At 70.5% G+C, this 25367-nt stretch carries 17 protein-coding genes; 3 read left to right on the top strand and 14 right to left on the bottom strand.

The features are described 5' to 3' along the window. Positions 1 to 94: 94 nt before the first annotated feature. Positions 95 to 1528, bottom strand: a complete 1434-nt coding sequence (pyk, locus tag OIE74_RS29660) for a pyruvate kinase (RefSeq protein WP_329389006.1) — start codon at positions 1526 to 1528, stop codon at positions 95 to 97. 146 nt (positions 1529 to 1674) lie between these two features. Then, positions 1675 to 2385: an SIMPL domain-containing protein gene (locus tag OIE74_RS29655; protein ID WP_329389004.1), complete on the bottom strand. Its 711-nt coding sequence runs from the start codon at positions 2383 to 2385 to the stop codon at positions 1675 to 1677. Positions 2386 to 2616: 231 nt separating this feature from the next. On the opposite strand from OIE74_RS29655, the gene OIE74_RS29650 reads away from it, so the two are divergent. After that, entirely contained in the window at positions 2617 to 4431 is a 1815-nt protein-coding gene (locus OIE74_RS29650) for a bifunctional metallophosphatase/5'-nucleotidase (RefSeq protein WP_329389002.1), read from the top strand. Between the two features lie 88 nt (positions 4432 to 4519). Here OIE74_RS29650 and OIE74_RS29645 read toward each other — a convergent pair whose 3' ends face one another. The 5 genes from OIE74_RS29645 to OIE74_RS29625 form a co-directional block, all read right to left on the bottom strand. Beyond that, positions 4520 to 5932 (bottom strand): lysine N(6)-hydroxylase/L-ornithine N(5)-oxygenase family protein, encoded by a 1413-nt coding sequence (locus tag OIE74_RS29645; protein WP_329389000.1) that lies wholly within the window; start codon positions 5930 to 5932, stop codon positions 4520 to 4522. Positions 5933 to 6121: 189 nt separating this feature from the next. Next, positions 6122 to 8620: an aminopeptidase N gene (gene pepN / locus OIE74_RS29640; RefSeq protein WP_329388998.1), complete on the bottom strand. Its 2499-nt coding sequence runs from the start codon at positions 8618 to 8620 to the stop codon at positions 6122 to 6124. A 124-nt stretch (positions 8621 to 8744) separates the two neighbouring features. Beyond that, the gene (locus OIE74_RS29635) at positions 8745 to 9110 is read right to left on the bottom strand and encodes a chorismate mutase (protein ID WP_329388996.1); all 366 of its coding nucleotides are present in this window, start codon (positions 9108 to 9110) and stop codon (positions 8745 to 8747) included. 186 nt (positions 9111 to 9296) lie between these two features. After that, on the bottom strand, positions 9297 to 10061 hold the full coding sequence (locus OIE74_RS29630; protein ID WP_329392493.1) for a serine protease: 765 nt from the start codon (positions 10059 to 10061) through the stop codon (positions 9297 to 9299). A gap of 464 nt (positions 10062 to 10525) precedes the next feature. Next, the gene (locus OIE74_RS29625; protein WP_329388993.1) at positions 10526 to 11308 is read right to left on the bottom strand and encodes a S1 family peptidase; all 783 of its coding nucleotides are present in this window, start codon (positions 11306 to 11308) and stop codon (positions 10526 to 10528) included. A 300-nt stretch (positions 11309 to 11608) separates the two neighbouring features. On the opposite strand from OIE74_RS29625, the gene OIE74_RS29620 reads away from it, so the two are divergent. Then, on the top strand, positions 11609 to 12517 hold the full coding sequence (locus OIE74_RS29620) for a hypothetical protein (RefSeq protein WP_329388992.1): 909 nt from the start codon (positions 11609 to 11611) through the stop codon (positions 12515 to 12517). Positions 12518 to 12610: 93 nt separating this feature from the next. Then, complete coding sequence (locus OIE74_RS29615; RefSeq protein ID WP_329388990.1) at positions 12611 to 14200, top strand: ankyrin repeat domain-containing protein; 1590 nt, start codon at positions 12611 to 12613, stop codon at positions 14198 to 14200. 30 nt (positions 14201 to 14230) lie between these two features. On the opposite strand, the gene OIE74_RS29610 is transcribed toward OIE74_RS29615, so the two are convergent. The 7 genes from OIE74_RS29610 to gltB all read right to left on the bottom strand — a co-directional run bounded on the left by OIE74_RS29610 (position 14231) and on the right by gltB (position 25162). Then, positions 14231 to 14617, bottom strand: a complete 387-nt coding sequence (locus tag OIE74_RS29610) for a barstar family protein (RefSeq protein ID WP_329388988.1) — start codon at positions 14615 to 14617, stop codon at positions 14231 to 14233. Between the two features lie 43 nt (positions 14618 to 14660). Further along, positions 14661 to 15050 carry a ribonuclease gene (locus tag OIE74_RS29605; RefSeq protein ID WP_329388986.1) on the bottom strand — a complete coding sequence of 130 codons (390 nt, stop codon included), beginning with the start codon at positions 15048 to 15050 and terminating at the stop codon, positions 14661 to 14663. Between the two features lie 833 nt (positions 15051 to 15883). Next, on the bottom strand, positions 15884 to 17428 hold the full coding sequence (locus OIE74_RS29600) for a DEAD/DEAH box helicase (protein WP_329388984.1): 1545 nt from the start codon (positions 17426 to 17428) through the stop codon (positions 15884 to 15886). Between the two features lie 281 nt (positions 17429 to 17709). After that, positions 17710 to 17913 carry a cold-shock protein gene (locus tag OIE74_RS29595; RefSeq protein ID WP_015607926.1) on the bottom strand — a complete coding sequence of 68 codons (204 nt, stop codon included), beginning with the start codon at positions 17911 to 17913 and terminating at the stop codon, positions 17710 to 17712. A 235-nt stretch (positions 17914 to 18148) separates the two neighbouring features. Continuing rightward, positions 18149 to 18895 (bottom strand): VWA domain-containing protein, encoded by a 747-nt coding sequence (locus tag OIE74_RS29590; RefSeq protein WP_329388982.1) that lies wholly within the window; start codon positions 18893 to 18895, stop codon positions 18149 to 18151. A gap of 185 nt (positions 18896 to 19080) precedes the next feature. Beyond that, positions 19081 to 20541: a glutamate synthase subunit beta gene (locus OIE74_RS29585; protein WP_329388980.1), complete on the bottom strand. Its 1461-nt coding sequence runs from the start codon at positions 20539 to 20541 to the stop codon at positions 19081 to 19083. After that, positions 20534 to 25162 carry a glutamate synthase large subunit gene (gene gltB, locus OIE74_RS29580; protein WP_329388979.1) on the bottom strand — a complete coding sequence of 1543 codons (4629 nt, stop codon included), beginning with the start codon at positions 25160 to 25162 and terminating at the stop codon, positions 20534 to 20536. The genes OIE74_RS29585 and gltB overlap by 8 nt, the downstream gene beginning before the upstream one ends. Positions 25163 to 25367: the final 205 nt, after the last annotated feature.

Genomic DNA, 25367 nt, shown 5'->3' with positions numbered 1-25367 from the left:
GGTCCCGCGGGATCATGCGGCCGCGATCACGCCGCACGGACACACACCGGGCCGGAGCACTCAGCTCCGGCCCATCGTGCGTGCGCGGAGCGTACTACTTGGGGCTGTCGTCCTCGCCGATGTGGTGGACGCGGACCAGGTTGGTCGAGCCCGCCACTCCCGGTGGGGAGCCCGCCGTGATCACCACGATGTCGCCCTTGTCGCAGCGGCCGATCCGCAGCAGCTGCTCGTCGACCTGGTCGACCATCGCGTCCGTCGACTCCACCCGCGGGCCGAGGAACGCCTCCACACCCCAGGTGAGGTTGAGCTGCGCCTGTGTCGCCGGGTCCGGGGTGAAGGCCAGCAGCGGGATCGGTGAGCGGTAGCGGGAGAGGCGCTTGACCGTGTCGCCCGACTGTGTGAAGGCCACCAGGAACTTCGCGCCCAGGAAGTCGCCCATCTCGGCCGCCGCGCGGGCGACCGCGCCGCCCTGGGTGCGGGGCTTGTTGCGCTCGGTGAGCGGGGGCAGGCCCTTGGCCAGCACGTCCTCCTCCGCCGCCTCCACGATCCGGCTCATCGTCCGGACCGTCTCGACCGCGTACTTGCCGACGCTCGTCTCGCCGGACAGCATCACCGCGTCGGTGCCGTCGATGACGGCGTTGGCGACGTCCGACGCCTCCGCGCGGGTCGGCCGGGAGTTTTCGATCATCGAGTCGAGCATCTGCGTGGCGACGATGACCGGCTTCGCGTTGCGCTTCGCGAGCTTGATCGCGCGCTTCTGCACGATCGGCACCTGCTCCAGCGGCATCTCGACGCCGAGGTCGCCGCGGGCGACCATGATGCCGTCGAACGCGGCGACGATGTCGTCTATGTTCTCCACGGCCTGCGGCTTCTCGACCTTGGCGATGACCGGGACGCGCCGGTCCTCCTCGTCCATGATGCGGTGGACGTCCTCGATGTCGCGTCCGCTCCGTACGAAGGAGAGAGCGATGACGTCGGCGCCGATGCGCAGGGCCCAGCGGAGGTCCTCGATGTCCTTCTCGGAGAGCGCGGGGACGGACACCGCGACGCCGGGCAGGTTGAGGCCCTTGTTGTCGGAGACCATGCCGCCCTCGACCACGGTGGTACGGACGCGGGGTCCGTCGACCGCGGTGACCTCCAGCGTGACCTTGCCGTCGTCGACCAGGATGAGCTCGCCGGTGGTCACGTCGTCGGCGAGTCCTTCGTAGGTCGTGCCGCAGGTGTGGCGGTCGCCTTCGAAGGGTTCGACGGTGATGGTGAATTCGTCGCCGCGTTCAAGGAGTACCGGACCTTCGCGGAAGCGCCCGAGGCGGATCTTCGGGCCTTGAAGGTCGGCGAGGATTCCCACGCTGCGGCCGGTTTCCTCGGCGGCTTTGCGTACGCGCTGGTAGCGCTCCTCGTGCTCGACATAACTGCCGTGGCTGAGGTTGAAGCGGGCGACGTCCATTCCGGCCTCGACCAGTGCTTTTATCTGGTCGTACGAGTCGGTGGCGGGCCCCAAGGTACAGACGATTTTTGCTCGGCGCATGAACCGAGACTAAACCTTACCGCCGGGTAGGTAATCGGTCTCACATGACTACTCAACAACCTTTACATGAAGGGTTGTTGCCAAGTGTTGAAGTGGGCGCGGGGCTGCTCCGATGAGCGGTATTCGGTAATTCCCGCGTGCGCCGGTCAGAGAACGGGCGGTGTCATCGTGAAGCGCGCGTTCACCTGCGCGTAGACGGTCTGGCGCTGCGGTTCAAGGTCCAGCGCGGGGGCCGCGCCGGCGGCCTCGGGGGCGCCGCCGTAACCCATCGCGTACGCCGGGGCACGCGTGGCGAACGGCACGGCGTTCTCCGCGCCGATGTCGGCGAGCTCGACAAGGGCGGCGAGATTCGCGCCGAGCGCCCCGGCGTACTCGCGGGCCCGCTGGACCGCCTCGCGGACCGCCTGCCCGCGGGCCTCACCATGGGCGGGCGAGTCGGGGCGCAGGGCCCACCAGGGACCGTCGACGGTGGTGAGGTCGAGGTCGGCGAGGCGGGTGGTGAGTTCGCCGAGTGCGGTGAAGTCGGCGAGCTCGGCGTTGATGTGCACGCGGCCGTGGTAGGCGCGGACGCGTTCGCCGCGGCCGTGCCGGGTGAGTTCCGGGTTGATGGAGAAGGAGCCGGTCTCCAGCTTCTCGACGGCGTCACCGTAGGACTTGATCAGGGCCAGGACCTCGTTGTTGCGGCGGGTGAGGTCTTCCAGGGCGGTGCGGCGGTCGGTGCCGCGCGCGCTGACCGTGACGCCGATCCTGGCGATCTCCGGGTCGAACTCCAGGCGCGCCTCGCCGCGGACGGCGACCCTCGGGGTTTCCGGGGTGCCGTAGGGCGCGGAGACGGGGGCGGGGGCGTCGGTGGTCACGGCTGGGTTCTCCCTCGTACGACGGCGAGTTGTGGGGGGGGACGGGGAGGCGTACGGCCTTCCCCGGTCCGTCCGGTCACTCTCCCATCCGGCTCCCGTCCGGGGCACGACATTCGGCGGTCATCGGATCGAAACCCGCTGGGGGTGTTCGATTCCGCGTTCCTGCGTCAGAATCTAGCGGCCCTATCTACGCGCGTTGTGCGCCGAGTTGACGAGTACGAGGGAGTAGCGATGCCGCTGAACCGAAGGACGTTCCTGGGCCGGTCGGCCGCCGCGGGAGCCGGAGTGGCGATCGCCGGGGGCACCGCCGGGGGCGCCGAGGCGCGGGAGCACGGCGGCGGCCACGGTCACGGCCACGGGCGTCCGAAGCGGTACTCGTTCACCGTGATGGGCACCACCGACCTGCACGGCAACGTCTTCAACTGGGACTACTTCACGGACAAGGAGTTCGACGACAAGGACCGCAACGACGTCGGTCTGGCGAAGATCTCCACGCTGGTGAACCGCGTCCGTAAGGAGAAGGGCCGGGGCAACACCCTGCTCATCGACGCGGGCGACACCATCCAGGGCACCCAGCTCTCGTACTACTACGCCAAGATCGACCCGATCACGGCGAAGCGCGGCCCGGTGCACCCGATGGCGCAGGCGATGAACGCGATCGGGTACGACGCCGCCGCCCTCGGCAACCACGAGTTCAACTACGGCATCCCGGTGCTGCGCAAGTTCGAGGAGCAGTGCCGTTTCCCGCTGCTCGGCGCCAACGCGCTGGACGCGAAGACGCTGCGGCCGGCCTTCCCGCCGTATGTGATCAAGCGGCTGCGGACGCCCCACGGGCGCGATGTGCGGGTGGCCGTGCTGGGGCTGACGAACCCGGGTATCGCGATCTGGGACAAGGTGAACGTCCAGGGGAAGATGACGTTCCCGGGTCTGGAGGAGCAGGCCGCGAAGTGGGTGCCCAGGCTGCGGTCGATGGGCGCCGACGTGGTGATCGTCTCCGCGCACTCGGGGTCGAACGGCACGTCCTCCTACGGAGACCAGCTTCCGTACGTCGAGAACGCGGCCGGGCTGGTGGCCGAGCAGGTGCCGGGCATCGACGCGATCCTGGTCGGTCACGCGCACAGCGAGATTCCGGAGTACCGGGTCACCAACAAGGAGACCGGCAAGGACGTGGTGCTGTCCGAGCCGCTGAAGTGGGGACAGCGGCTGACGCTGTTCGACTTCGACCTGGTGTGGGAGCGGGGCCGCTGGTCGGTCGAGAAGGTCGGCTCGCAGGTCCTCAACTCCAGCACGGTGGACGAGGACCCGAAGATCACGGGGCTGCTCGTCGACGAGCACCGCAAGGTCGTGAGCTACGTCAACCAGGTCATCGGGACGTCGACGGCCGCGATGACGACGGCCGACGCGCCCTGGCGGGACGAGCCGCTGATCGACCTGATCAACCATGTGCAGACGGAGACGGTGAAGGCCGGTCTCGCGGGCGGCGAGTGGGCGGCGCTGCCGCTGCTGTCGCAGGCGTCGTGCTTCTCGCGTACGGCGGGGATCCCGGCGGGCGAGGTGACCATCAAGGACGCGGCGGGGCTGTACCCGTTCGAGAACACCCTGGAGGCACGGCTGCTGACGGGCACTCAGATCAGGGACTATCTGGAGTTCTCGGCGAAGTACTACGTGCGGACGGCGGCCGGTGCGCCGGTGGACACCTCGAAGCTGACGAACGCGGACAGCATCCCGGACTACAACTACGACGTGGTGTCGGGGCTGACGTACGACATCGACATCGCCAAGCCGGCCGGTTCGCGGATCGTGAATCTCTCCTTCGAGGGGAAGCCGCTGGACCCGGCGGCGAAGTTCGTCCTCGCCGTGAACAACTACCGGGCGAGCGGCGGCGGCAACTTCCCGCATGTCGCGGGCGCCCAGCAGCTGTGGGCCAACCCGGACGAGATCCGGAACACGATCATCACCTGGGTGCAGACGGAGAAGACCGTCGACCCGGCCTCGTTCGCCTCGGTGGACTGGAAGCTCACGCGCGACGGCACCCCGGTCTTCTGACTCGTCGCGCGATGACGCGCCGGCGTGGTGCCGTCCCCTCGGCACCACGCCGGCGCACCCCCCGGACAGGCCCTGGTCCCGTTCCGGGTCAGCGCACTTCGGAGAGCGGTACGAGACCTCTGGGCACCGGCACCGCCCGGTGCTTTTCCTGTCCGTCGAGGCCGAAGCTGGTGAACGCGGTACGCCGTGGCAGTGGGTAGGGCTCGGTGCCGGTCAGCGAGTTGAGGATCGTCGCGCTGCGCCAGGCGGCGAGTCCGAGGTCGGGGGCGCCGACGCCGTGCGTGTGCCGTTCGGCGTTCTGTACGTATACCGAGCCGGTCACCGAGGCATCGAGCAGCAGCCGGTACCGGTCGTCGATGCGCGGGCGCTGGGACTCGTCGAGACGCATGTACGGGTCGAGTCCGGCCAGCATTCTGCCGAGCGGGCGCTCGCGGTAACCGGTGGCCAGGACGACGGCGTCGGTGGTGAGCCGGGAGCGGCCGGACTGCTGGGCGTGTTCCAGGTGCAGTTCGATGCGGGTGGCGCCGACGCGTCCCGCCGTACGGACGAGAACGCCGGGGGTCAGGACGGCGTCCGGCCAGCCGCCGTGGAGCGTACGGCGGTAGAGCTCGTCGTGGATGGCCGCGATGGTGCCCGCGTCGATGCCTTTGTGGAGCTGCCACTGGCGGGGCAGGAGTTCGTCGCGTACGCGTTCGGGCAGGGCGTGGAAGTAGCTGGTGTAGTCGGGGGTGAACTGCTCCAGGCCGAGTTTGGAGTACTCCATGGGCGCGAAGGCCTCGGTGCGGGCCAGCCAGTGGAGCTTCTCGGCGCCGGTGGGGCGGGCGCGCAGCAGGTCGAGGAAGACCTCGGCGCCGGACTGTCCGGCGCCGACGACGGTGATGTGCTCGGCTTGGAGGATCCGCTCGCGGTGGGCGAGGTAGTCGGCGGAGTGGATCACGGGCACGGCCGGGGTGTCGGCGAGGAGCTTGAGCGGTTCGGGGACGTACGGCTCGGTGCCGACGCCGAGCGCGACACTGCGGGTGTAGGCGCGGCCGAGCGCCTCGACCTCGCCGTCGTTGTCGAGCTGGGTGAAGTCGACCTCGAAGAGGGCGCGTTCGGGGTTCCAGCGGACGGCGTCGACCTGGTGGCCGAAGTGGAGACCGGGGAGCTGTTCGCTGACCCAGCGGCAGTAGGCGTCGTACTCGGCGCGCTGGATGTGGAAGCGCTCGGCGAAGTAGAACGGGTACAGCCGGTCGCAGGCCCTGAGATAGCTCAGGAACGACCAGGGGCTCGCCGGGTCGACCAGGGTCACCAGGTCGGCCAGGAAGGGCACTTGGAGGGTGGTGCCGTCGAGGAGCAGCCCGGGGTGCCAGTGGAAGGCGGGGCGCTGTTCGAAGAAGGTGGCGGCGAGGCCTCCGTGGACGCCGTCGGCGAGCGCGGCGAGGGAGAGGTTGAACGGTCCGATGCCGATGCCGACCAGATCGTGCGGCTGGTCGTGATCGTCTGCTGACAGGTCGGTCATGGAGGTCCTTCAGGGCGCGGGGGCCAGATGCACCAGGGGTCCGGGGTCGGTCGGGTGGTGCCTACGGTGCACAACGATCCGGACCCGGCGGGGGTAGCGGCGTGCGCTGAAGGAGAGTGTGTGTGTTTACGGTGTGCGGTCTCCGTAAGGAGGGCGGGCCGGCCCGTCCTCCTTACGGAGACCGCGGGGTCATTCGGCCCGGACCCGCAGCGCGCGGCGCAGGTCGTCCAGTTGGTCGGCCAGTTTGCGGCGCAGCGCGGGCAGGAGGTCCGCCCCGGCCAGGCATTCCTCGCCCAGGCGCAGCGACTCCTCGTCCACCGCGTGGAGCGGGAAGGCGTAACGTCCGGCGAATTCGGCGATGGCGGGGCCGCGACGGGCGGCCAGTTCGACGGCGTCTTTGTAGAAGCGGGGGACGTACTCGCGTACGAGGCCGGTCTGTTCGGGCTGCCAGAAGCCCTGGGCGGTGGCGGTGAAGAGGTGGTTGGACAGGTCGTCGCCGAGGAAGAGCCGTTCCCAGGCGGCGGCCTTGGCGTCGCTGTCGGGGATCGCGGCCCGGCAGCGGGCGGCGCCTTCCTGGCCGGTGGCGCTGGGGTCGCGGGTGAGTTCGCCGGCGATGGCGGCGTCGTCCACGGCGCCGAGGACGGCGAGGCGGTAGAGGATGCGCCAGCGCAGTTCGGGGTCGAGTTCGGGGCCGCCGGGGACGCTGCCCGAGCCGAGCCAGTCCTGGATGCCGTCGGGCTGGGTGGCCGCGGAGATGAAGTGGCGTACGGCGGTGAGGCGCAGGCCGGGTGCGTTGCCGTCCTCGGTGCGGCGGATGAGGGCGCGGCAGATGGTGGTGAGGGTGGCGAGGGCGGCGGGCCGCTCGTCGGGGCCGAGGTAGCGGTCGGCGATCTGGGTGGCGGCGAAGCCGAGTACACCTTGGGCGATCGCGAGGTCGGACTCGTGCGGGAGGTGCGTACGCGCGGCCTCCAGGTAGGCGCCGGGGGGCAGTTCGCCGTCGCGGACCATGTCGCGGGCCGTGTTCCAGACGACGGTGCGGGTGAGCGGGTCGGGGATGGCCGAAAGGGAGTCGAGGGCGGTGGCCCAGGAGCGGTCGTCGAGGCGGACCTTGGCGTAGGCGAGGTCGCCGTCGTTGAGGACGACCAGGTCGGGGCGGCGGCCGGGGCGGAGCGTGGGGCCGTCCTGCTGCGGGATGTCGATCTCGAAGCGGTCGCGCGGGGCGAGCCTGCCGGGGTCGACCAGGTCACGGTCGTAGGCGCTGACGGCGATACGGTGCGGGCGGCTGCCGTCCTGGGTGACGCCGAGCGTCCAGCCGGCCTCGGAGCCGTTGCCGGTGACGGTGGGGGTGAGGGTGTCGACGCCGGTCGTACGGAGCCACCGCTCGGCCCACCGGTGCACGTCGCGGTCGGTGGAGGCGGCGAGGGAGTCGACGAAGTCGGCGAGGGTGGCGTTGCCGAACTTGTGGCGGGCGAAGTGTGTGTTGATGCCGGCGAGGAAGTCCTTCTCGCCGAGCCAGGCGACGAGTTGGCGCAGCGCGGAGGCGCCCTTGGCGTAGGAGATGCCGTCGAAGTTGAGCATCGCGGACGCGGTGTCGGGCACCGCGTCCGGGTCCGGCGCGACGGGGTGGGTGGAGGGCCGCTGGTCGGCGTCGTAACCCCAGGACTTGCGGTCTATGCCGAAGGCGACCCAGGTGTCGGTGTAGCGGGTGGCCTCGGTGAGGGTCTGGTAGCCCATGTACTCGGCGAAGGACTCGTTGAGCCAGATGTCGTCCCACCAGGTGAGCGTGACGAGGTCGCCGAACCACATGTGGGCCATCTCGTGGGCGATGACCATGGCCCGGGTCTGCCGCTCGGTGTCGGTGACGGCGGAGCGGTAGACGAATTCGTCGCGGAAGGTGACGAGGCCCGGGTTCTCCATGGCACCGGCGTTGAACTCGGGGACGAAGGCCTGGTCGTAGGAGTCGAAGGGGTACGGCTCCTTGAACTTCGCGTGGTAGCGGTCGTAACAGGCGCGGGTGATGGCGAAGATTTCGTCGGCGTCGGTGTCGAGATGGGGCGCGAGGGAGCGCCGGCAGTGGATGCCGAAGGGCAGGCCCGCGTGTTCGGTGCGGACCGAGTGCCAGGGACCGGCGGCGACGGCCACGAGGTAGGTGGAGATGGGCGGGGTCGGCGCGAGGCTCCAGCGGCCGTCGCCCTCGTCGGTGGCGATCCCGTTGCCGAGTACGGTCCAGCCTTCGGGGGCGGTGACGGTGAGGGCGAAGACGGCCTTGAGGTCGGGCTGGTCGAAGACGGCGAACACCCGCTGGACGTCTTCGAGGAACATCTGGGTGTAGACGTAGGTCTCGCCGTCGGTGGGGTCGGTGAAGCGGTGCATGCCCTCGCCGGTGCGGGAGTAGCGCATGGTGGCGTCGACGCGCAGTTCGTGCCGGCCTTCGGCGAGACCGGGGAGCGCGAGCCGGTTCTCGCTGAGGGCGCCGGGGTCCAGGGGCTGCCCGTCGAGGGTGACGGAGCGCAGCAGTGCGGGCTTCAGCTCGACGAAGGTGTCTCCGGCCGCGAGGGCGGTGAACTCGATGGCGGCACGGGATTCGAAGGTCTCGTCGCCGGTGGTCAGGTCGAGGGCGACCGTGTACCGGTGGACGTCGATGAGCTGGGCACGGGTCTGCGCTTCGTCGCGCGTCAGTACGGACATGGGGACATGCTGCCCGATGGGGATGGGGAGGCACAGCGGGTGGGGATTGCGCTGTGAGCGCACGGGAGGGAGCACGGGGTGGGGCACGGGAGCGCGGTGCCCGTACCGCCGGGTCACCGGTCGGTCAGGTCCGGCCGTTCGTGCGCCCCTGGCCGTCGGCCTTCTCCGCGTTGTCCGCGATCGTCTCGTGGTGGCGGATCACCTCGGCAATAATAAAATTGAGGAGCTTCTCGGCGAACGCGGGATCGAGTCTGGCGCTCTCGGCGAGCTGCCGGAGCCGGGTGATCTGCCGCTGCTCACGGGCCGGGTCGGCGGGCGGCAGATCGTGTTCGGCCTTGAGATGGCCGACCTGCTGGGTGCATTTGAACCGTTCCGCAAGCATATGGACGACGGCCGCATCGATGTTGTCGATACTTCCGCGGAGCCGGTCCAGCTCGGCCTGGACGGACTGGTCGATGCCGCCGGTGTTCCCGTTGTCGCTCGTGGTCATGGTGCGGAAGCTTAGGGGGTGTCCTCCCCCCAGGTCCCACGCGGTACGGGTCCACGACAGCCGGAGCACCACAGGCGGGACAGGTCGTGGACCGACGCGCCGACGGCGTGTCCTGACCTGCCCCGCCCTCGGGACCGGGCGCTCTACGGGCCCGGATCCGCTCGGATCAGAGAGCCCGGAGGGGGATCAGAGAGTGGCCGCGGCCGACGCGATGGCGGAGGCGAAGGTGGAGACCTCGGTGTAGACACCGGGGTAGTTCGGCCGGGCGCAGCCGTTGCCCCAGCTCACGATGCCGACCTGGATGAAGGCGCCGGCGTTGTCCTTGCGGAACATCGGGCCGCCGGAGTCACCCTGGCAGGTGTCCGTGCCGCCGGCGGCGAATCCGGCGCAGATCTCTTCGCTCGTGATGATCTGGCCGCCGTACGACGAGTTGCAGCTGGCGTCGGAGACGAACGGGACGGTCGCCTTGAGGAGGTAGCGCTGCTGGGCGCCGCCCTCGGTGGCCGCACCCCAGCCGGCGACGGTGAAGTTGCCGTTGTTGTACGCCGTGGTGGTGGCGATCTTGAGGGTCGGCAGGTTGATGGGCTGGGCGAGCTTGATCAGCGCCCAGTCCTTGCCCGCGCCGTTGTAGCCGGGGGCCTGGAGGACCTTGGTGGAGCGGACCTTGACGGCGCTGCTGCTCTGGAGGTCCACGACGCCCGCGGTGGCGGTGATGCTGGTGTTGTTGCCCGATCCGCTCACACAGTGGGCGGCGGTCAGCACGACGGTGGACGAGTACAGCGAGCCGCCACAGCCCATCGAGAGGCGGACCATGAAGGGGAACTCACCCTGGGCGGCACGGGTACCGCCGACGACGGGCGGCGCGAGGGGGGCGGCGGCCTGCGTCTTGGGCGCGTCCGGCACGGGCGCGGCGGTGGCTGAGGCGGTCTGGAGACTGATGGCGGCGAGCATGACAGCGCCGGCAGCGATGCATCTCTTGAGGACACCCTGAATGCTCAACGGTCTGCCTTTCGTGGGGGCTTGAGGGAGTTGCTCCTGTCATGGCACACACGGGTCGACGCGCGTTGCGCGCCGTTGGCATGAGCCCGACAGGAACGCGATCCGGATTATCCGGAGGGCAGGAGCGGCCCCACAAGATACGAATCTCGGCCAACCGAACGGTCGGCCTCCGGTCGCCGTCCGGCCACCGAACACCGGAACCCGCCCCGATCCCCGGTCGCCGCGCGCGCGTCCGCCGACATGGCGCCCACACGGCCGAAAGCACGGACGAAAGCCGCGCGGCTCCGAAAAACGGGAGAAACAAGAGAGAGGTGGGTTCCGGACCCCTTGGTCCGGAACCCACCCCTCCTCGTTCGTGTCACATCACGCGCGCCACGCGCCTAGCCGACGGCGCGGCGCGCCGGACGAGCCGTCCGTCAAAGGCCCGCCGCTGCCGACTGGATGTCGGCGGCGAAGGTGGACACCTCGGTGTAGACGCCCGGGAAGCCCGGCTGCGCGCAGCCCTGGCCCCAGCTGACGATGCCGACCTGGATCCAGCCGCCCGCGCCGTTGTCACGGAACATCGGGCCACCGGAGTCGCCCTGGCAGGTGTCGACCCCGCCCTCCTCGATGAAGCCGGCGCAGATCTCCTCGGACGGGACGAGGCTGCTGCCGTACGCGCCCTCGCAGTCCGCGTCGGAGACGAAGGGCACGTTGGCCTTCAGCAGGTACCGCTCCTGGCCGCCGCCCTCGGTGGCCGCACCCCAGCCGGCGACGGTGAACTCGCCGTTGTTCAGGGAGTCGTCGGTGGCTATGTCGAGCGTCGGCAGGTCGATCGGCTGGGCGAGCTTGATCAGCGCCCAGTCCTTGCCGGTGCCGTTGTAGCCGGGGGCCTGGAGGACCTCGGTGGAGTTGACCTCGACGGCGTCGGGGCTCTCCAGGTCCACGACGCCCGCCGTGGCGGTGATGCCGGTGTTCGGGCCGGAGCCGTCCACACAGTGGGCGGCGGTCAGGACGATGTCCTGCTCGTAGAGCGCGCCGCCGCAGCCCATGGAGAGCCGGACCATGAAGGGGAACTCACCCTGCTCGGCAGGGGTGCCGCCGACGACCAGCGGGCCCGGGGGCGGGGTGGCCGAAGCGGAGGTGGGCTGAAGGCTGACACCGGCGAGGACGACCGCGCCGACGACGGCACATCTTTTCAGGGCACGCAGGAAGCTCAACTGACTGCCTTTCGTGGGGGGAAACAGTGCGTTTGGTTGTCTTGCGTGGGGCTGTCGTGCGTGAAGCTGTGTACGGATGACACTCAGCACGTGGGGGTGCCGTACGCATGGCGAAGCCGACCGACGACCGGTGAAACAAAAGATCGCCCGCGTCCGCCCGCCACAGCGTGATCCGGATTATGGGGAGGAAATCAGCCGTGGCACAAGATGTAGATTTCAGCCAACGCAACAGTCGGGCCTCCGCGGAGCTCGCCCCCGTACAGTTGAGGGCGGTCGACCGTCCTACGAAGGGGTAGTGGCGTGACGGACAGAGGCGCGGCGAACGGCAGCCCGGTCGTGCACGGCTATCCGCATCTGGACACCGTGCGGGCCGCCATCACCGCGCTCTACCGACATATGCCGGGCGACGGAATCCGGCGGTACGACACCAGCGTCGCGCCCGCCGATGTGGCCTTCGCCGATCACGACGACCTGCATCTGGGAGTGCAGCGGGTGGCCCGCGCACTGGTCCAGCAGCTGCATCTGCCGGACGCCCGGATGATCGTCGGCTTCCACGAGATGGAGCACGCGGCGAGTGTCGAGCTGACGGCGGGGCCGGAGTACTTCATCGAGCTCAACGACCGCTTCCGGACCCACCGCAGGGACATCGGCGCCGCCCTCGCGCACGAGATCACCCATGTCCTGCTGCACCGGCTCGGGCTGAGCTTCCCCGGCACCCGCGACAACGAGATCCTGACCGACACCGTGACGACGTACCTCGGCGCGGGCTGGCTGCTGCTCGACGCGTTCCGGGAGGACCGGGACTCCAGCCAGAAGCTCGGCTATCTGACGCCGGAGGAGTTCGGCTACGTGCTGGCCAAGCGGGCGATCGTGTTCAACGAGGACCCGGCCATCTGGTTCACCAGCCCCCAGGGCTACACCGCCTACACGAAGGGCAAGGCCCAGGCCCTGCGGGACGAGCAGCAGCCGCCGCTGACGACGGCGGGGTGGTCGGGCCGGCACCGGTACGCCAAGGAGCGCCGTTACGCGCTCGACCACCCCGGCGAGTCCGGGGACGCCGGGCGCCCGTACGCCTTCGAGACGCTGCCGGACGGGCTGCGGGTGTCGTTCCCCTGCCCCACCTGCCATCAGCGCATCCGCGTGCCGGTCAGGGGGCGGGTGCGGGCGCGGTGCCAGCTCTGTCACACCGTGCTGGACTGCGACACCTAACTCCCCCTGGCCGTACGGGACTTCACCGCGCCGGAAAGCGGCCGTCGATTTATCGATTTGGCGTGAATGGTCCCGTCGGGCGAAGGTCGAAGGATGACGAACGAGCGGACAGCGGACACCGACGGCGCGCCCGGCAGCCCGCCCGGTGACGCGCACGGCCCCGCGCCGGACGAGGCGCCGGACGACGCGACGGACGAGCTGTTCTCGGCCGTGTACGAGGGCCGGGACGACGACGTCGTACGTCTGCTGCGCTCCGGCGTCCCCGCCGAGGCGACCGACCGGGACGGCCAGAGCGCGCTCTACGCCGCGGCCGTCAGCGACGAACCCGGCGTGGTCCGGCTGCTGTTGGCGGCCGGCGCCGGCCCCGGGCGCGCGAGTGGCCCCGGCGACGGCGACCTGCCGCTGTGCGGGGCCGCGTGCGGCGGTCATACGGAGGTGGTGCTGGCCCTGCTGGCGGCGGGCGCGGACCCCGACCGACGCGAGGCGTACGGCTTCACGGCGCTGGCCTGGGCCGTCGGGCAGGGCCACGCGGCCACGGTGGAGGCGCTGCTGGCGCACGGCGCGGACCCCGACCTTCCCGGCCCCGGGGGCGGCGCCCCGGACGGCGAGCCGCCCCTGGTGACGGCCGCCCGGCGCGGCTCGCCGTCGACCGTACGGGCCCTGCTGCGGCACGGCGCGGGCGCGCGCGAGGAGGCGCTGGCCGAGGCGCGGCGGTGGACGGCGCCGGAGGCGGTGGAGCATGAACTGCACGCCGAGCTGCTGCCGATGGCCGGCGAGGGCGACGAGACGGTGGTGCGCCGGATCGAGGAGGACGGCGGGGTGACGGTCGTCGTCGAGACGCTGAAGGACGGCGTGCCCGTCGCAAGCCTGGAGCGGCAGACCGGGCACGGGGCGATCACCACGGTTCTGGAGGAATCCCTGGGTCTGCCCGCACCGTTCGAGGTGCTGGCGGGGCGGGCGCTGCGGTGCGGGGTACCCGAACGGGACGACTGGCGCGAGCCGGTGGCCGCGCTGTGGCGGCGCGGCGACGAGGAGTCGTTCCAGGCGGCGCTCGCCTGGTGCGCGAGCGACGATCCGCTGCGTCGCGCCTTCGCCGCCGACGTACTCGCGGGGCTCGGCATGGCGGACGGGAACAAGCCGTTCGCGGACCGATCGCTGCCGCCGCTGCGGGAGTTGTGCGCGCGGGCTCGGACACCGGAGCTGATCGGCGCCTGTGTGACGGCGCTCGGTGCGCAGGGCGACGCCGCTGTCCTGCCGGAGATCCTGCGGCACACCGGGCATCCGGATCCGGGAGTACGGCGCCGGGTGACGGCCGCGCTGGCCGAACTCGTCGCGGGCGACCAGGAGGAGGGGATCGCGGCGCTGACGGCGCTCAGCGCGGACATCGACAACTCGGTGCGGGAGCGGGCGACGACGGCGCTGGCGGTGTCGGACGCGGACACGCCCGGGATCCGCGAGGCGCTGGCGGCGCGGCTGACGGACCCGGTGGCGGTCACGGCGGCCGAGGCGGCGCGGGGTCTCGCGGTCCGGGCGGACCCGAGGGCGGTGGACGCGCTGGCGCGGATGCTCGCCGACGGGAAGGTGGCCGGTCACGCGCGCGAGACCGCGGCCGACGCGGTGAGCGGTCTGCCGGACGCGGCGGTCCGGCGCAGGCTGGAGGGCCTGCTGCCGCGCGGCCGGTGAGCCGCCGGGGCCGGTGGGGGGCCCGGCGGTTCAGAGCAGCCGCAGGGTGCCTGGCGCCCGCTCGTCGATGATCTCCGTGAGCCAGTCGAAGACGGTGCTGCCACGGCCGGCCTCGGCGTCGTCCAACTGCCGTTGGACGAAGGCCCTGTTGACCTCGGGAACGCGCGCCAGCCGGGCGCGCAGCTGCCGGGCGGTCTCCTCGTGGCCGAGTGCGCGGCGGGAGAGTTCGTGCTCGCGCCACTCAATGACGAAGTCCCGGTCGTCCGGGGTCCCGAAGCCGCCGCTGAGGCAGTCGGCGAACGCGTCGAGATTACGCCCGAAGTAACCGTCGGGGCCGTTCACGGCTTCGCCGACCACCTGCCAGAAGCGCTCAAGACCGGTGACCTCCGCCCCGGGGATCACATACGTCACTGTCATGGGGCGGAGGCTACCTGTCTGCCGTGGTGCGGACGGTGCGGGATCAGCAGCCGTGGTCGACGAGGTCGAACGACTCGTAGTGGTCGGCGGTGTAGTAGTCCTGCTGCGAGTTACCGGTCACGATGCGGCGCGCACCGCGGTCGGGAGAGCCCGGCGTCTTGACGGTGTACTCGTGGTAGTAGCCGGTGGACTGCTGAGGCAGGATGCCCTCGCGGTTCTGGAAGACGCCGCCGTCCTGCGGGTACGGGTAGGGCCCGCCCTGGTCGATCAGGTCGAGGGTGTCGTGCGCCTGGGACGGCAGGTCGGAGTAGCAGATGTCGCCGACCGCGAGCGGGGCGGCCGTGGCGGCACCGGCCGCCGTACCGCCGACGAGGAGGGTGGACAGGAGGGCGGCTGCGCCGCCGATGAGGGCGATTCGTGGGGGGATTCGCATGCCCTCATGATGACGCGCGTAGACGTGTGCACGTCAATCCCAAGTCGGTGGAGTTTTCGCCAAGTTCACCACCCGACACGGCCACGACACCCGACCGTTGTGACCGGTTCGTCACGAGCACCGAACGACCGGAAGCCCGGCCCGGCACCCATGACACAACATCAGCACCCCGCGACACCTGCCCCGCCCACGCTCCGGCGCCCCTCGGGCACATTGCCCGAGTACGTCGCGTACGAGGGCGATCCCCCGCCCAGGCCCTGTCCGGGCGATCTTGGCGGATAGCCCGTGCCGCACGCCGCGACAGCGGCTGATGTCACTGCGGCGTTCGGGGCCCGCGAAGACCCGCCGGACGGGGCCTGGGGTCCTGTCCGGGCGATCCTGTCGGGCTCGCGGTCCCTGGCACGCACGCTCTCCCCCGCAGCCCTTCGGGCACGGGGGGGGTGCCCCCCGTTGTCGTCGGTCGGCATGGCCCCCTCATCCGGCCTGAGCCAAACGACACACCTAGGGCGTGTTTGAGAAGTAGCGTCGTCCGCCCATCGGGCGGGGCCCACGGCGTCTGGTGCGTGCGATCGCAAGGCGGAGGATCATCCTCATATTGGACGTACTTGGATGACTCCGACAACGCGGCGAGCGCGCGTGCCAGGCGTCGTGGGCCAGACGGGACTTCTCAAACACGCCCTAGCGCCGGCGGGCGCCGTCCCGCCCTGTGGGCGGGCAGCACCGCTCACGCGGCCCTCGCCCCCGCAGCCCTTCCGGCACGGAAGGCGCACCCGCGTCGTCCTCGCTCACCCAAGTACGGCCGGTACGAGGGCGATCCCCCGCCCTCGTAGGGCCTACGCCGCGGTGCGACGGCCGCCGTCGGCGCCCGTCCCCGGAGGCCGGCCGCGGCGGCCGCCGCGGCTGCCCCGGGCGGATCCGCCGGCCGCGCCCAGTCGGGTCCCGCCGCCGCCCGCGCCCGCGCCGCCCGTCCGCCGGGCCGGGCGCGACGCGCGTGCCTTCTGCGGCTTCCGTACGGCGGGCTGCGGCACCTCGATGGTGATCGCGACCCCGGAGGGCTCCCGCGCCCCGGTCAGCCGCGTCAGTTCCGCGTCGGTCGACTTGACGCTGGTGATCCTCGGGGCGATGCCCGCGTCCGACATCAGCCGCGTCATGTCCCGCTTCTGCTCGGGCAGGACGAGCGTCACGACGCTGCCCGACTCACCGGCGCGCGCGGTGCGTCCGCCGCGGTGCAGATAGTCCTTGTGGTCGACGGGCGGGTCCACGTTGACGACCAGGTCCAGGTCGTCGACATGGATGCCGCGCGCCGCGACGTTCGTCGCGACGAGGACGGTCACCTCGCCGGTCTTGAACTGGTCGAGCGTGCGGTTGCGCTGCGGCTGGGACCGGCCGCCGTGCAGGCCGGAGGCCCGTACACCGCTCGCCAGCAGCCGCTTGACCAGCCGGTCCACCGACCGCTTGGTGTCCAGGAACAGCAGCACCCGGCCCTCGCGGGCCGCGATCCGCATGGTGACGGCCTTCTTGTCGGTCTCGTCCATGACGTACAGGAGGTGGTGCTCCATCGTCGTGACCGCGCCCTGCGAGGGGTCGACGGAGTGGACGACGGGGTCGGTCAGGTACTGCCGTACGAGCCGGTCGATGTTCTTGTCGAGCGTCGCGGAGAACAGCATCCGTTGCCCGTCCGGCCGCACCTGCTTCAGCAGCGCGGTCACCTGCGGCATGAAGCCCATGTCGGCCATCTGGTCGGCCTCGTCGAGGACGGTGATGGTGACCTGGTCCAGCCGGCAGTCGCCCCGTTCGATGAGGTCCTTGAGCCGTCCGGGCGTCGCCACGAGCACCTCGGCGCCGCGGCGCAGCTGCCCGGCCTGCTTGCTGATCGACAGGCCGCCGACGACGGTGGCCATGCGCAGGTTCACCGCGGTGGCGTACGGCGTGAGGGCGTCGGTGACCTGCTGCGCCAGCTCGCGGGTCGGCACCAGGACCATCGCGTGCGGCGCGCGCGGCTCGGCGCGGCGGCCGGCGAGGCGGGCCAGCAGCGCGAGGCCGAAGGCGAGGGTCTTGCCGGATCCGGTACGGCCCCGGCCGAGGATGTCGCGGCCCGCGAGGGAGTTCGGGAGGGTGGCGCCCTGGATCGGGAAGGGAGCGGTCACACCCAGGGAGGTAAGGGTCTTGAGCAGTGCCGCGGGCATGTCGAGTTCGTCGAACGCCTCGACGGCGGGCAGCGCGGGGGTGATGGTTTCCGGGAGTGTGAACTCCTGCGGGCGCGCGACGCGGCGGACCGGCGCCTTCGCCGTGCCTTTCGCGGGGCTCTTGGCGCGGGAGTGGACCGGGCGCTTACCGGCCGGGCGGGGTGCGCGGGCCGGGCGTTCGGGGCGAGTCATTCGGTGAAGAACCTTCCTGGGGCGTTTCCGGCCCGGGTCTGGGGGTGTCTTGTCGATCAGGCCGGATCAGGGACCGCGAGCCCGGCAAGATCGGCAGGACATCCCCTGAGGGCTGTCCCGTAATCCCCGGTGGAGCAGCGCGCGCGGCGGCCGACGCGGCGAGATGCCGCAGCTGTCGTCGCACGCCCGCCGGGGATCACGGGACAGCCCTCAGGGACAGCACAAGCCGGGACCCGCACCGTGCAGGTGCGGGCCCCGGCTGCGAGGTACGCGTCCGGCGATCAGGCCGGGACGATGTTCTCCGCCTGCGGGCCCTTCTGGCCCTGCGTGACGTCGAACGAGACCTTCTGGCCCTCCTGGAGCTCACGGAAGCCCTGGGTGGCGATGTTCGAGTAGTGGGCGAAGACGTCGGCGCCGCCGCCGTCCTGCTCGATGAAGCCGAAGCCCTTTTCCGAGTTGAACCACTTCACGGTTCCAGTAGCCATGTCATTCTCCTAAAACAGGTGCAGAGACGAATCCGCACTTCACGGATTCCTCGTCGCCGCATTGAGCCCCATCCGGAGAAGCCGGCGAAAACAATAAAATGCGCCTGAGGAACATTCCCGTCAGGCGCACATAAAGTTCATGGGTACCAAAACTGCAACGCGGTCAGCCTAGCACGCTCCCCGGGCCTACCCGGATCCGACACGCCCGGTGCCGAACTGACGGTGTCCGCGCGGGTCAGCCGCGCACGATGCCCCGCGAGCGGGCCGCCGCGAGCCACAGCGGGAATTCCGCGACGAGCCGGTCGTACAGCACCTCGTCCGGCACCTCGCGCGGGTCGAGCCCGGCGTGGAAGAAGCCCGCGTTGTCGACGGACCGCTTCTGCGGAACGGCCAACTCGTCAAGTTTCTGAAGGAAGTTGAACTGTGAGCTGCGCTTGTTGCCGAAGCCGACGAACTGCCAGAACAACGGGAGTTCGGCCGCTTTGCAGAGATAGCGCTCCGCGGCGAGTTTGTTGATCGGCCCGCCGTCGGTCTGAAAGACCACCAGGGCGGGCGCGGTGGACCCGCTGTCCAGATAGTGGTCGATCACCGCGTCCATGGCGAGGTGGTAGCTGGTCTTGCCCATGTGCCCGAGCCCGGCCACGATCCGGTCGATACGGCCGCGGTGGTCGGCGAGCGCGATGTCGGTCTCGCAGTCGACGTCCGTGGAGAAGAACACGACGGGCACGACACCGTCGTCGTCCAGATTCGCCGAGAGGCCGAGCACCCGGTCGGCGAACGCCTGGACGCTGCCGTCCTGGTAGTACTCGCGCATCGATCCCGAGTAGTCCAGGACCAGATAGACGGCGGCGCGCTGACCGCTCATCCCGTGCTTCCGCAGTGATATGCCCGCCGCCCGGTAGTGCTCGACGAGCGCGGGCGCGGTCTCCTCGACCTTGCGGAGGCTGATCGCCGGGCCTGCCGCGAAGGGCGCTGTGGTCATGAGTGTTGCCGTTCACTCGACGGGCGCGGGGGGTGCGTAGAGGCTACACAGCACGGGGCGCACATGCCACGGCGCCCGCCGTCGTCCGGTCGGGGACTGGCGGGCGCCGTGTCTTGCGGAGGGTCCAGGGGACGTCCCCCGGGCCGTCATTCGTCCGTACGCCGTTGTACGGGACGTTTCTTGGCTCAGACCGTGAGTGAACGGTCCGTCGGGCGGATCGGGGCGTGCAGTTCGCTCGCTCCGGTCAGATAGCGGTCGACGCCGCGGGCGGCCGAACGGCCTTCGGCGATGGCCCACACGATCAGGGACTGGCCGCGACCCGCGTCACCCGCAACGTACACGCCGTCGACGTTGGTCGCGTACTCGGCGTCCCGTGCGATGTTGCCGCGCGCGTCGAGTTCGAGGCCGAACTGGTCGACGAGACCGTTGGACCGGTCCGTACCGGTGAAACCCATGGCGAGGGTGACCAGTTGGGCGGGGATGACCCGCTCGGTGCCGGGCTTCGGCTCCGGGCGGCCGTCCTTGAACTCGACCTCGGTGAGGTGCAGCGACTGGACGTTGCCGTCCTCGTCGCCCTCGAAGTGGGTGGTGGAGACGGAGTAGATCCGCTCGCCGCCCTCCTCGTGCGCGGAGGTGACCTTGTAGAGCATCGGGAAGGTCGGCCAGGGCTGGTTCGGGGCGCGGTCCTCGCCCGGCCGGGGCATGATCTCCAGCTGGGTGACGGACGCGGCGCCCTGGCGGTGCGCCGTACCGACGCAGTCCGCGCCGGTGTCGCCGCCGCCGATGACCACGACGTGCTTGCCCTCGGCGGTGATCGGGGAGACCGTCAGGTCGCCCTCCCGCACCTTGTTGGCGAGCGGCAGGTACTCCATCGCGAAGTGGATGCCGTTCAGCTCGCGGCCGGGCACGGGCAGGTCGCGCGAGACGGTGGCGCCCGCCGCGATGACCACGGCGTCGTAGCGCCTGCGGAGCTTCGCCGCGTCTATGTCGCGGCCGATCTCCGTCTCCGTACGGAACTTGGTGCCCTCCGCGCGCATCTGCTCGATACGGCGGTTGATGTGGGACTTCTCCATCTTGAACTCGGGGATGCCGTAGCGCAGCAGGCCGCCGATGCGGTCGGCGCGCTCGTACACGGCGACCGTGTGGCCGGCCCGGGTGAGCTGCTGGGCCGCGGCCAGCCCGGCCGGGCCGGAGCCGATGACGGCGACGGTCTTGCCGGACAGGCGCTCCGGGGGGCGCGGGACGACGTCGCCGTTGTCCCATGCCTTGTCGATGATGGAGACCTCGACGTTCTTGATGGTGACGGCGGGCTGGTTGATGGCCAGCACGCACGCGGACTCGCACGGCGCGGGGCAGAGCCGGCCGGTGAACTCCGGGAAGTTGTTGGTCGCGTGCAGCCGTTCGCTCGCCGCTGTCCAGTCCTCGCGGTACGCGTAGTCGTTCCACTCGGGGATGAGATTGCCGAGCGGACAGCCGTTGTGGCAGAAGGGGATGCCGCAGTCCATGCAGCGTCCGGCCTGCTTGCTGATGATCGGGAGCAGTGAGCCCGGAACGTAGACCTCGTTCCAGTCGTGTCTGCGCTCGTCCACCGGGCGGGACTTGGCGACCTCGCGCCCGGTGGTCAGGAAGCCCTTGGGGTCAGCCATTGGTCGCCGCCTCCATCATCTTCTCGGTGGTCTCCTGCTCGGAGAGACCGGCGAGCTCAGCGGCGTCCTTGGCGGCGAGCACTGCCTTGTAGGTGGAAGGAATGATCTTGCTGAACCGGGTCACGGAGGTGTCCCAGTCGGTCAGCAGTTTCTCCGCGACGGTGGACCCGGTCTCCTCGTGGTGGCGGCGCACGACGTCGTGCAGCCACTTCCTGTCGGTGTCGGAGAGGTCGGTCTCGACGGCGCCGAGGTTGCCGGCGTTGACGTTGTCGGCGTCGAGGTCGATGACGTACGCGATGCCGCCGGACATGCCGGCCGCGAAGTTGCGTCCCGTCTCGCCCAGGACGACGGCGTGGCCGCCGGTCATGTACTCGCAGCCGTGGTCGCCGACGCCCTCGGAGACCACCGTGGCACCGGAGTTGCGGACGCAGAAGCGCTCGCCGGTACGGCCGCGCAGGAACAGCTCGCCGCCGGTCGCGCCGTACGCGATGGTGTTGCCCGCGATGGTCGAGTACTCGGCGAGGTGGTCGGCGCCCCGGTCGGGGCGGACGACGACCCGGCCGCCGGAGAGGCCCTTGCCGACGTAGTCGTTGGCGTCGCCCTCCAGGCGCAGCGTGATGCCGCTGGGCAGGAAGGCGCCGAAGGACTGGCCCGCCGAGCCGGTGAAGGTGATGTCGATGGTGTCGTCGGGCAGTCCCGCGCCGCCGAACCTCTTGGTCACCTCGTGGCCGAGCATCGTGCCGACGGTGCGGTTGATGTTGCGGATCGCGGTCTGCGCGCGGACCGGCTGGGCGGCCTCGGCGCTCTCGGCGCCGAGCGCGTCGGCGGCCAGCTTGATCAGCTGGTTGTCGAGCGCCTTGGCCAGGCCGTGGTCCTGCTCGATGATCCGGTGCCGTACGGCGCCGTCGGGCAGGGCCGGGACGTGGAACAGCGGCTTGAGGTCCAGGCCCTGTGCCTTCCAGTGGTCCACGGCCCGCTCGGTGTCCAGCAACTCGGCGTGCCCGACGGCCTCTTCGAGCGTACGGAAGCCCAGCTCGGCCAGGAGCTCGCGGACCTCCTCGGCGATGAACTGGAAGAAGTTGACGACGTACTCGGCCTGGCCGGAGAAGCGCTCGCGCAGCACCGGGTTCTGGGTGGCGATGCCCACCGGGCAGGTGTCGAGATGGCAGACGCGCATCATGACGCAGCCGGAGACGACGAGCGGCGCGGTGGCGAAGCCGAACTCCTCGGCGCCGAGCAGCGCGGCGACGACGACGTCGCGGCCGGTCTTGAGCTGGCCGTCGGTCTGGACGACGATCCGGTCGCGCAGCCCGTTGAGCAGCAGGGTCTGCTGGGTCTCGGCGAGGCCCAGCTCCCAGGGACCGCCCGCGTGCTTGAGCGAGGTGAGCGGGGAGGCGCCCGTACCGCCGTCGTGGCCGGAGATCAGGACCACATCGGCGTGGGCCTTGGAGACACCGGCCGCGACCGTGCCGACGCCGACCTCGGAGACCAGCTTCACGTGGATGCGGGCGGCCGGGTTGGCGTTCTTGAGGTCGTGGATCAGCTGGGCGAGGTCTTCGATGGAGTAGATGTCGTGGTGCGGCGGCGGCGAGATGAGGCCGACGCCGGGCGTGGAGTGCCGGGTCTTGGCGACCCACGGGTAGACCTTGTGGCCGGGCAGCTGGCCGCCCTCGCCGGGCTTGGCGCCCTGGGCCATCTTGATCTGGATGTCGTCGGCGTTGACGAGGTACTCGCTGGTGACGCCGAAGCGGCCGGAGGCGACCTGCTTGATGGACGAGCGCCGCCGGGGGTCGTGGAGCCGGTCGGCGTCCTCGCCGCCCTCGCCGGTGTTGGACTTGCCGCCGAGCTGGTTCATCGCGATGGCGAGGGTCTCGTGCGCCTCCTTGGAGATGGAGCCGTACGACATGGCGCCGGTGGAGAAGCGCTTGACGATCTCGGAGGCGGGCTCGACCTCGTCCAGGGCGACGGGCTCACGGCCGGAGTCGAAGCTGAAGAGTCCGCGCAGCGTCATGAGGCGTTCGGACTGCTCGTTCACCCGGTCCGTGTACATCTTGAAGATGTCGTAGCGGCGGTTGCGGGTGGCGTGCTGGAGGCGGAAGACCGTGTCGGGGTCGAAGAGGTGCGGCTCGCCCTCGCGGCGCCACTGGTACTCGCCGCCGATGTCCAGCGCGCGGTGCGACGCGGAGATGCCGGAGGGCGGGTAGGCCTTGGCGTGGCGGGCGGCGACCTCCTGGGCGATGATGTCGAGCCCGGCGCCGCCGATCTTGGTCGCCGTACCGCTGAAGTACTTCTCCACGAAGGCCTCGTCGAGACCGACGGCCTCGAAGACCTGCGCGCCCCGGTAGGAGGCGACGGTGGAGATGCCCATCTTGGACATGACCTTCAGGACGCCCTTGCCGAGGGCGTGGATGAGATTGCGGATGGCGTTCTCGGGCTCCAGGCCCTCGATGAAGGTGCCCGCGCGGACGAGGTCCTCGACGGACTCCATCGCGAGGTACGGGTTGACGGCCGCGGCGCCGTAGCCGATGAGCAGCGCGACGTGGTGCACCTCGCGTACGTCACCGGCCTCGACCAGCAGCCCCACCTGGGTGCGCTGCTTGGTGCGGATGAGGTGGTGGTGCACGGCGGCGGTGAGCAGCAGGGACGGGATGGGCGCGTGCTCGGCGTCGGAGTGCCGGTCGGAGAGCACGATCATCCGCGCGCCGGCCTCGATCGCGGCGTCGGTCTCGGCGCGGATCTCCTCGATCCGGGCGGCCAGGGCGTCGCCGCCGTCGTTGACCCGGTAGAGGCCGGAGAGCGTGGCGGCGGTCATGCCGGGCATGTCGCCGTCGGCGTTGACGTGTATGAGCTTGGCCAGCTCGTCGTTGTCGATCACCGGGAACGGCAGGGTGACGCTGCGACACGCGGCGGCGGTCGGCCGCAGGATGTTGCCCTGGGGGCCAAGGGTGGAGCGCAGCGAGGTGACGAGCTCCTCGCGGATGGCGTCCAGCGGCGGGTTGGTGACCTGCGCGAACAGCTGGGTGAAGTAGTCGAACAGCAGCCGGGGGCGCGCGGACAGCGCGGCGATCGGGCTGTCGGTGCCCATGGAGCCGAGCGGTTCGCCGCCGGTGCGGGCCATCGGCGCGAGGATGATCCGCAGCTCTTCCTCGGTGTAGCCGAAGGTCTGCTGGCGGCGGGTGACGGAGGCGTGCGTGTGCACGATGTGCTCACGCTCGGGGAGGTCCTCCAGCTCGATCTCGCCGGCCTCCAGCCACTCCTGGTACGGGTTCTCGGCGGCGAGCGTCGCCTTGATCTCGTCGTCCTCGATGACGCGGTGCTCGGCGGTGTCCACGAGGAACATACGGCCGGGCTGGAGGCGGCCCTTGCGGACGACCTTCGCGGGGTCGATGTCGAGGACGCCGACCTCGGAGGAGAGGACGACGAGGCCGTCGTCGGTGACCCAGTAGCGGCCGGGGCGCAGCCCGTTGCGGTCGAGGACCGCGCCGACCTGGACGCCGTCGGTGAAGGTGACGCAGGCGGGGCCGTCCCAGGGCTCCATCATCGTCGCGTGGTACTGGTAGAAGGCGCGCCGGGCGGGGTCCATGGAGTCGTGGTTCTCCCACGCCTCGGGGACCATCATCAGCACGGAGTGCGGCAGCGACCGGCCGCCGAGGTGGAGCAGTTCCAGGACCTCGTCGAAGGACGCCGAGTCGGAGGCGTCGGGGGTGCAGACCGGGAAGGTCCGCTCCAGGGTGCCGGGGTCGTCACCGAACACGTCGGAGGCCAGCTGGGACTCGCGGGCCCGCATCCAGTTGCGGTTGCCCTTGACCGTGTTGATCTCGCCGTTGTGGGCGACGAAGCGGTACGGGTGGGCGAGCGGCCAGCTCGGGAAGGTGTTGGTGGAGAAGCGCGAGTGCACCACGGCGACGGCGGTCGCGAAGCGGCGGTCGGAGAGGTCGGGGAAGAAAGGTTCCAGCTGGCCGGTGGTCAGCATGCCCTTGTAGACGATCGTCCGGGCGGAGAGCGAGGGGAAGTAGATCCCGGCCTCGCGCTCGGCGCGCTTGCGCAGGACGAAGGTCCTGCGGTCGAGGGCGATGCCCGTGATCGGGGCTGTGCCGGCGTCGTTGCCCGCGTCCGTGCCTGTGCCCGTGGCCTTGCCCGCGTCCGTCGCCGCGGAGACGAAGAGCTGGCGGAAGACCGGCATGGTCGAGCGGGCGATGGCACCGAGCATCTGCGGGGCGACCGGCACCTCGCGCCAGCCGAGGACGTCGATGCCCTCCTCGGCGGCGATCGTCTCGATCCGTGAGACGGCTTCGTCCGGGTTGTCGGCGGGCAGGAAGGCGATTCCGACGGCGTACGAACCGGCCTCGGGGAGCGCGAATCCGGTGACCTCGCGCAGGAACGCGTCCGGGATCTGGAGCAGGATGCCGGCGCCGTCGCCCGAGTCGGGCTCGGAGCCGGTGGCACCGCGGTGTTCGAGATTACGCAGCACGGTCAGCGCCTGCTCGACCATCTCGTGGCCGGGCACACCGGTCAGGGTGGCCACGAACCCGACGCCACAGGCGTCGTGCTCGTTACGGGGGTCATACATGCCCTGCGCAGCGGGGCGGCCATCCATGGGCGACCAGGCGTCGAAACGCATCGGCTCTCCCGTCGTCGTCGTGGCATATGCGATAACCGAGGGACGACGCTGGCCCTGGGCAAAATTTCGTGCAGGTTACATGATGGGTCGGCTGCTCAGAAAGCGGATAGCGGAATCCAGCATGTGGACGCCGCTCGCAGCGGCGAAGGAGGTCAGGGGGTACGGGACGCCGTACACCGGACCACGGCGGAGCGAGCTTCATTGC

Source organism: Streptomyces sp. NBC_01716, from assembly GCF_036248275.1.
In the GTDB taxonomy this organism is placed as follows: Bacteria; Actinomycetota; Actinomycetes; order Streptomycetales; family Streptomycetaceae; genus Streptomyces.
This window is presented reverse-complemented; position numbering and strand designations above follow the sequence as displayed.

Excerpts from the sequence above, each read along its gene's own strand:
- OIE74_RS29615 (WP_329388990.1), top strand. The coding sequence starts at position 12,611 with ATGACGAACGAGCGGACAGCGGACACCGACGGCGCGCCCGGCAGCCCG.
- OIE74_RS29635 (WP_329388996.1), bottom strand. The coding sequence starts at position 9,110 with ATGACCACGAGCGACAACGGGAACACCGGCGGCATCGACCAGTCCGTC.
- gltB (WP_329388979.1), bottom strand. The coding sequence starts at position 25,162 with ATGCGTTTCGACGCCTGGTCGCCCATGGATGGCCGCCCCGCTGCGCAG.
- OIE74_RS29590 (WP_329388982.1), bottom strand. The coding sequence starts at position 18,895 with ATGACCACAGCGCCCTTCGCGGCAGGCCCGGCGATCAGCCTCCGCAAG.
- OIE74_RS29600 (WP_329388984.1), bottom strand. The coding sequence starts at position 17,428 with ATGACTCGCCCCGAACGCCCGGCCCGCGCACCCCGCCCGGCCGGTAAG.
- OIE74_RS29585 (WP_329388980.1), bottom strand. The coding sequence starts at position 20,541 with ATGGCTGACCCCAAGGGCTTCCTGACCACCGGGCGCGAGGTCGCCAAG.
- pyk (WP_329389006.1), bottom strand. The coding sequence starts at position 1,528 with ATGCGCCGAGCAAAAATCGTCTGTACCTTGGGGCCCGCCACCGACTCG.
- OIE74_RS29595 (WP_015607926.1), bottom strand. The coding sequence starts at position 17,913 with ATGGCTACTGGAACCGTGAAGTGGTTCAACTCGGAAAAGGGCTTCGGC.
- OIE74_RS29610 (WP_329388988.1), bottom strand. The coding sequence starts at position 14,617 with ATGACAGTGACGTATGTGATCCCCGGGGCGGAGGTCACCGGTCTTGAG.
- pepN (WP_329388998.1), bottom strand. The coding sequence starts at position 8,620 with ATGTCCGTACTGACGCGCGACGAAGCGCAGACCCGTGCCCAGCTCATC.
- OIE74_RS29605 (WP_329388986.1), bottom strand. The coding sequence starts at position 15,050 with ATGCGAATCCCCCCACGAATCGCCCTCATCGGCGGCGCAGCCGCCCTC.
- OIE74_RS29630 (WP_329392493.1), bottom strand. The coding sequence starts at position 10,061 with ATGCTCGCCGCCATCAGTCTCCAGACCGCCTCAGCCACCGCCGCGCCC.
- OIE74_RS29650 (WP_329389002.1), top strand. The coding sequence starts at position 2,617 with ATGCCGCTGAACCGAAGGACGTTCCTGGGCCGGTCGGCCGCCGCGGGA.
- OIE74_RS29645 (WP_329389000.1), bottom strand. The coding sequence starts at position 5,932 with ATGACCGACCTGTCAGCAGACGATCACGACCAGCCGCACGATCTGGTC.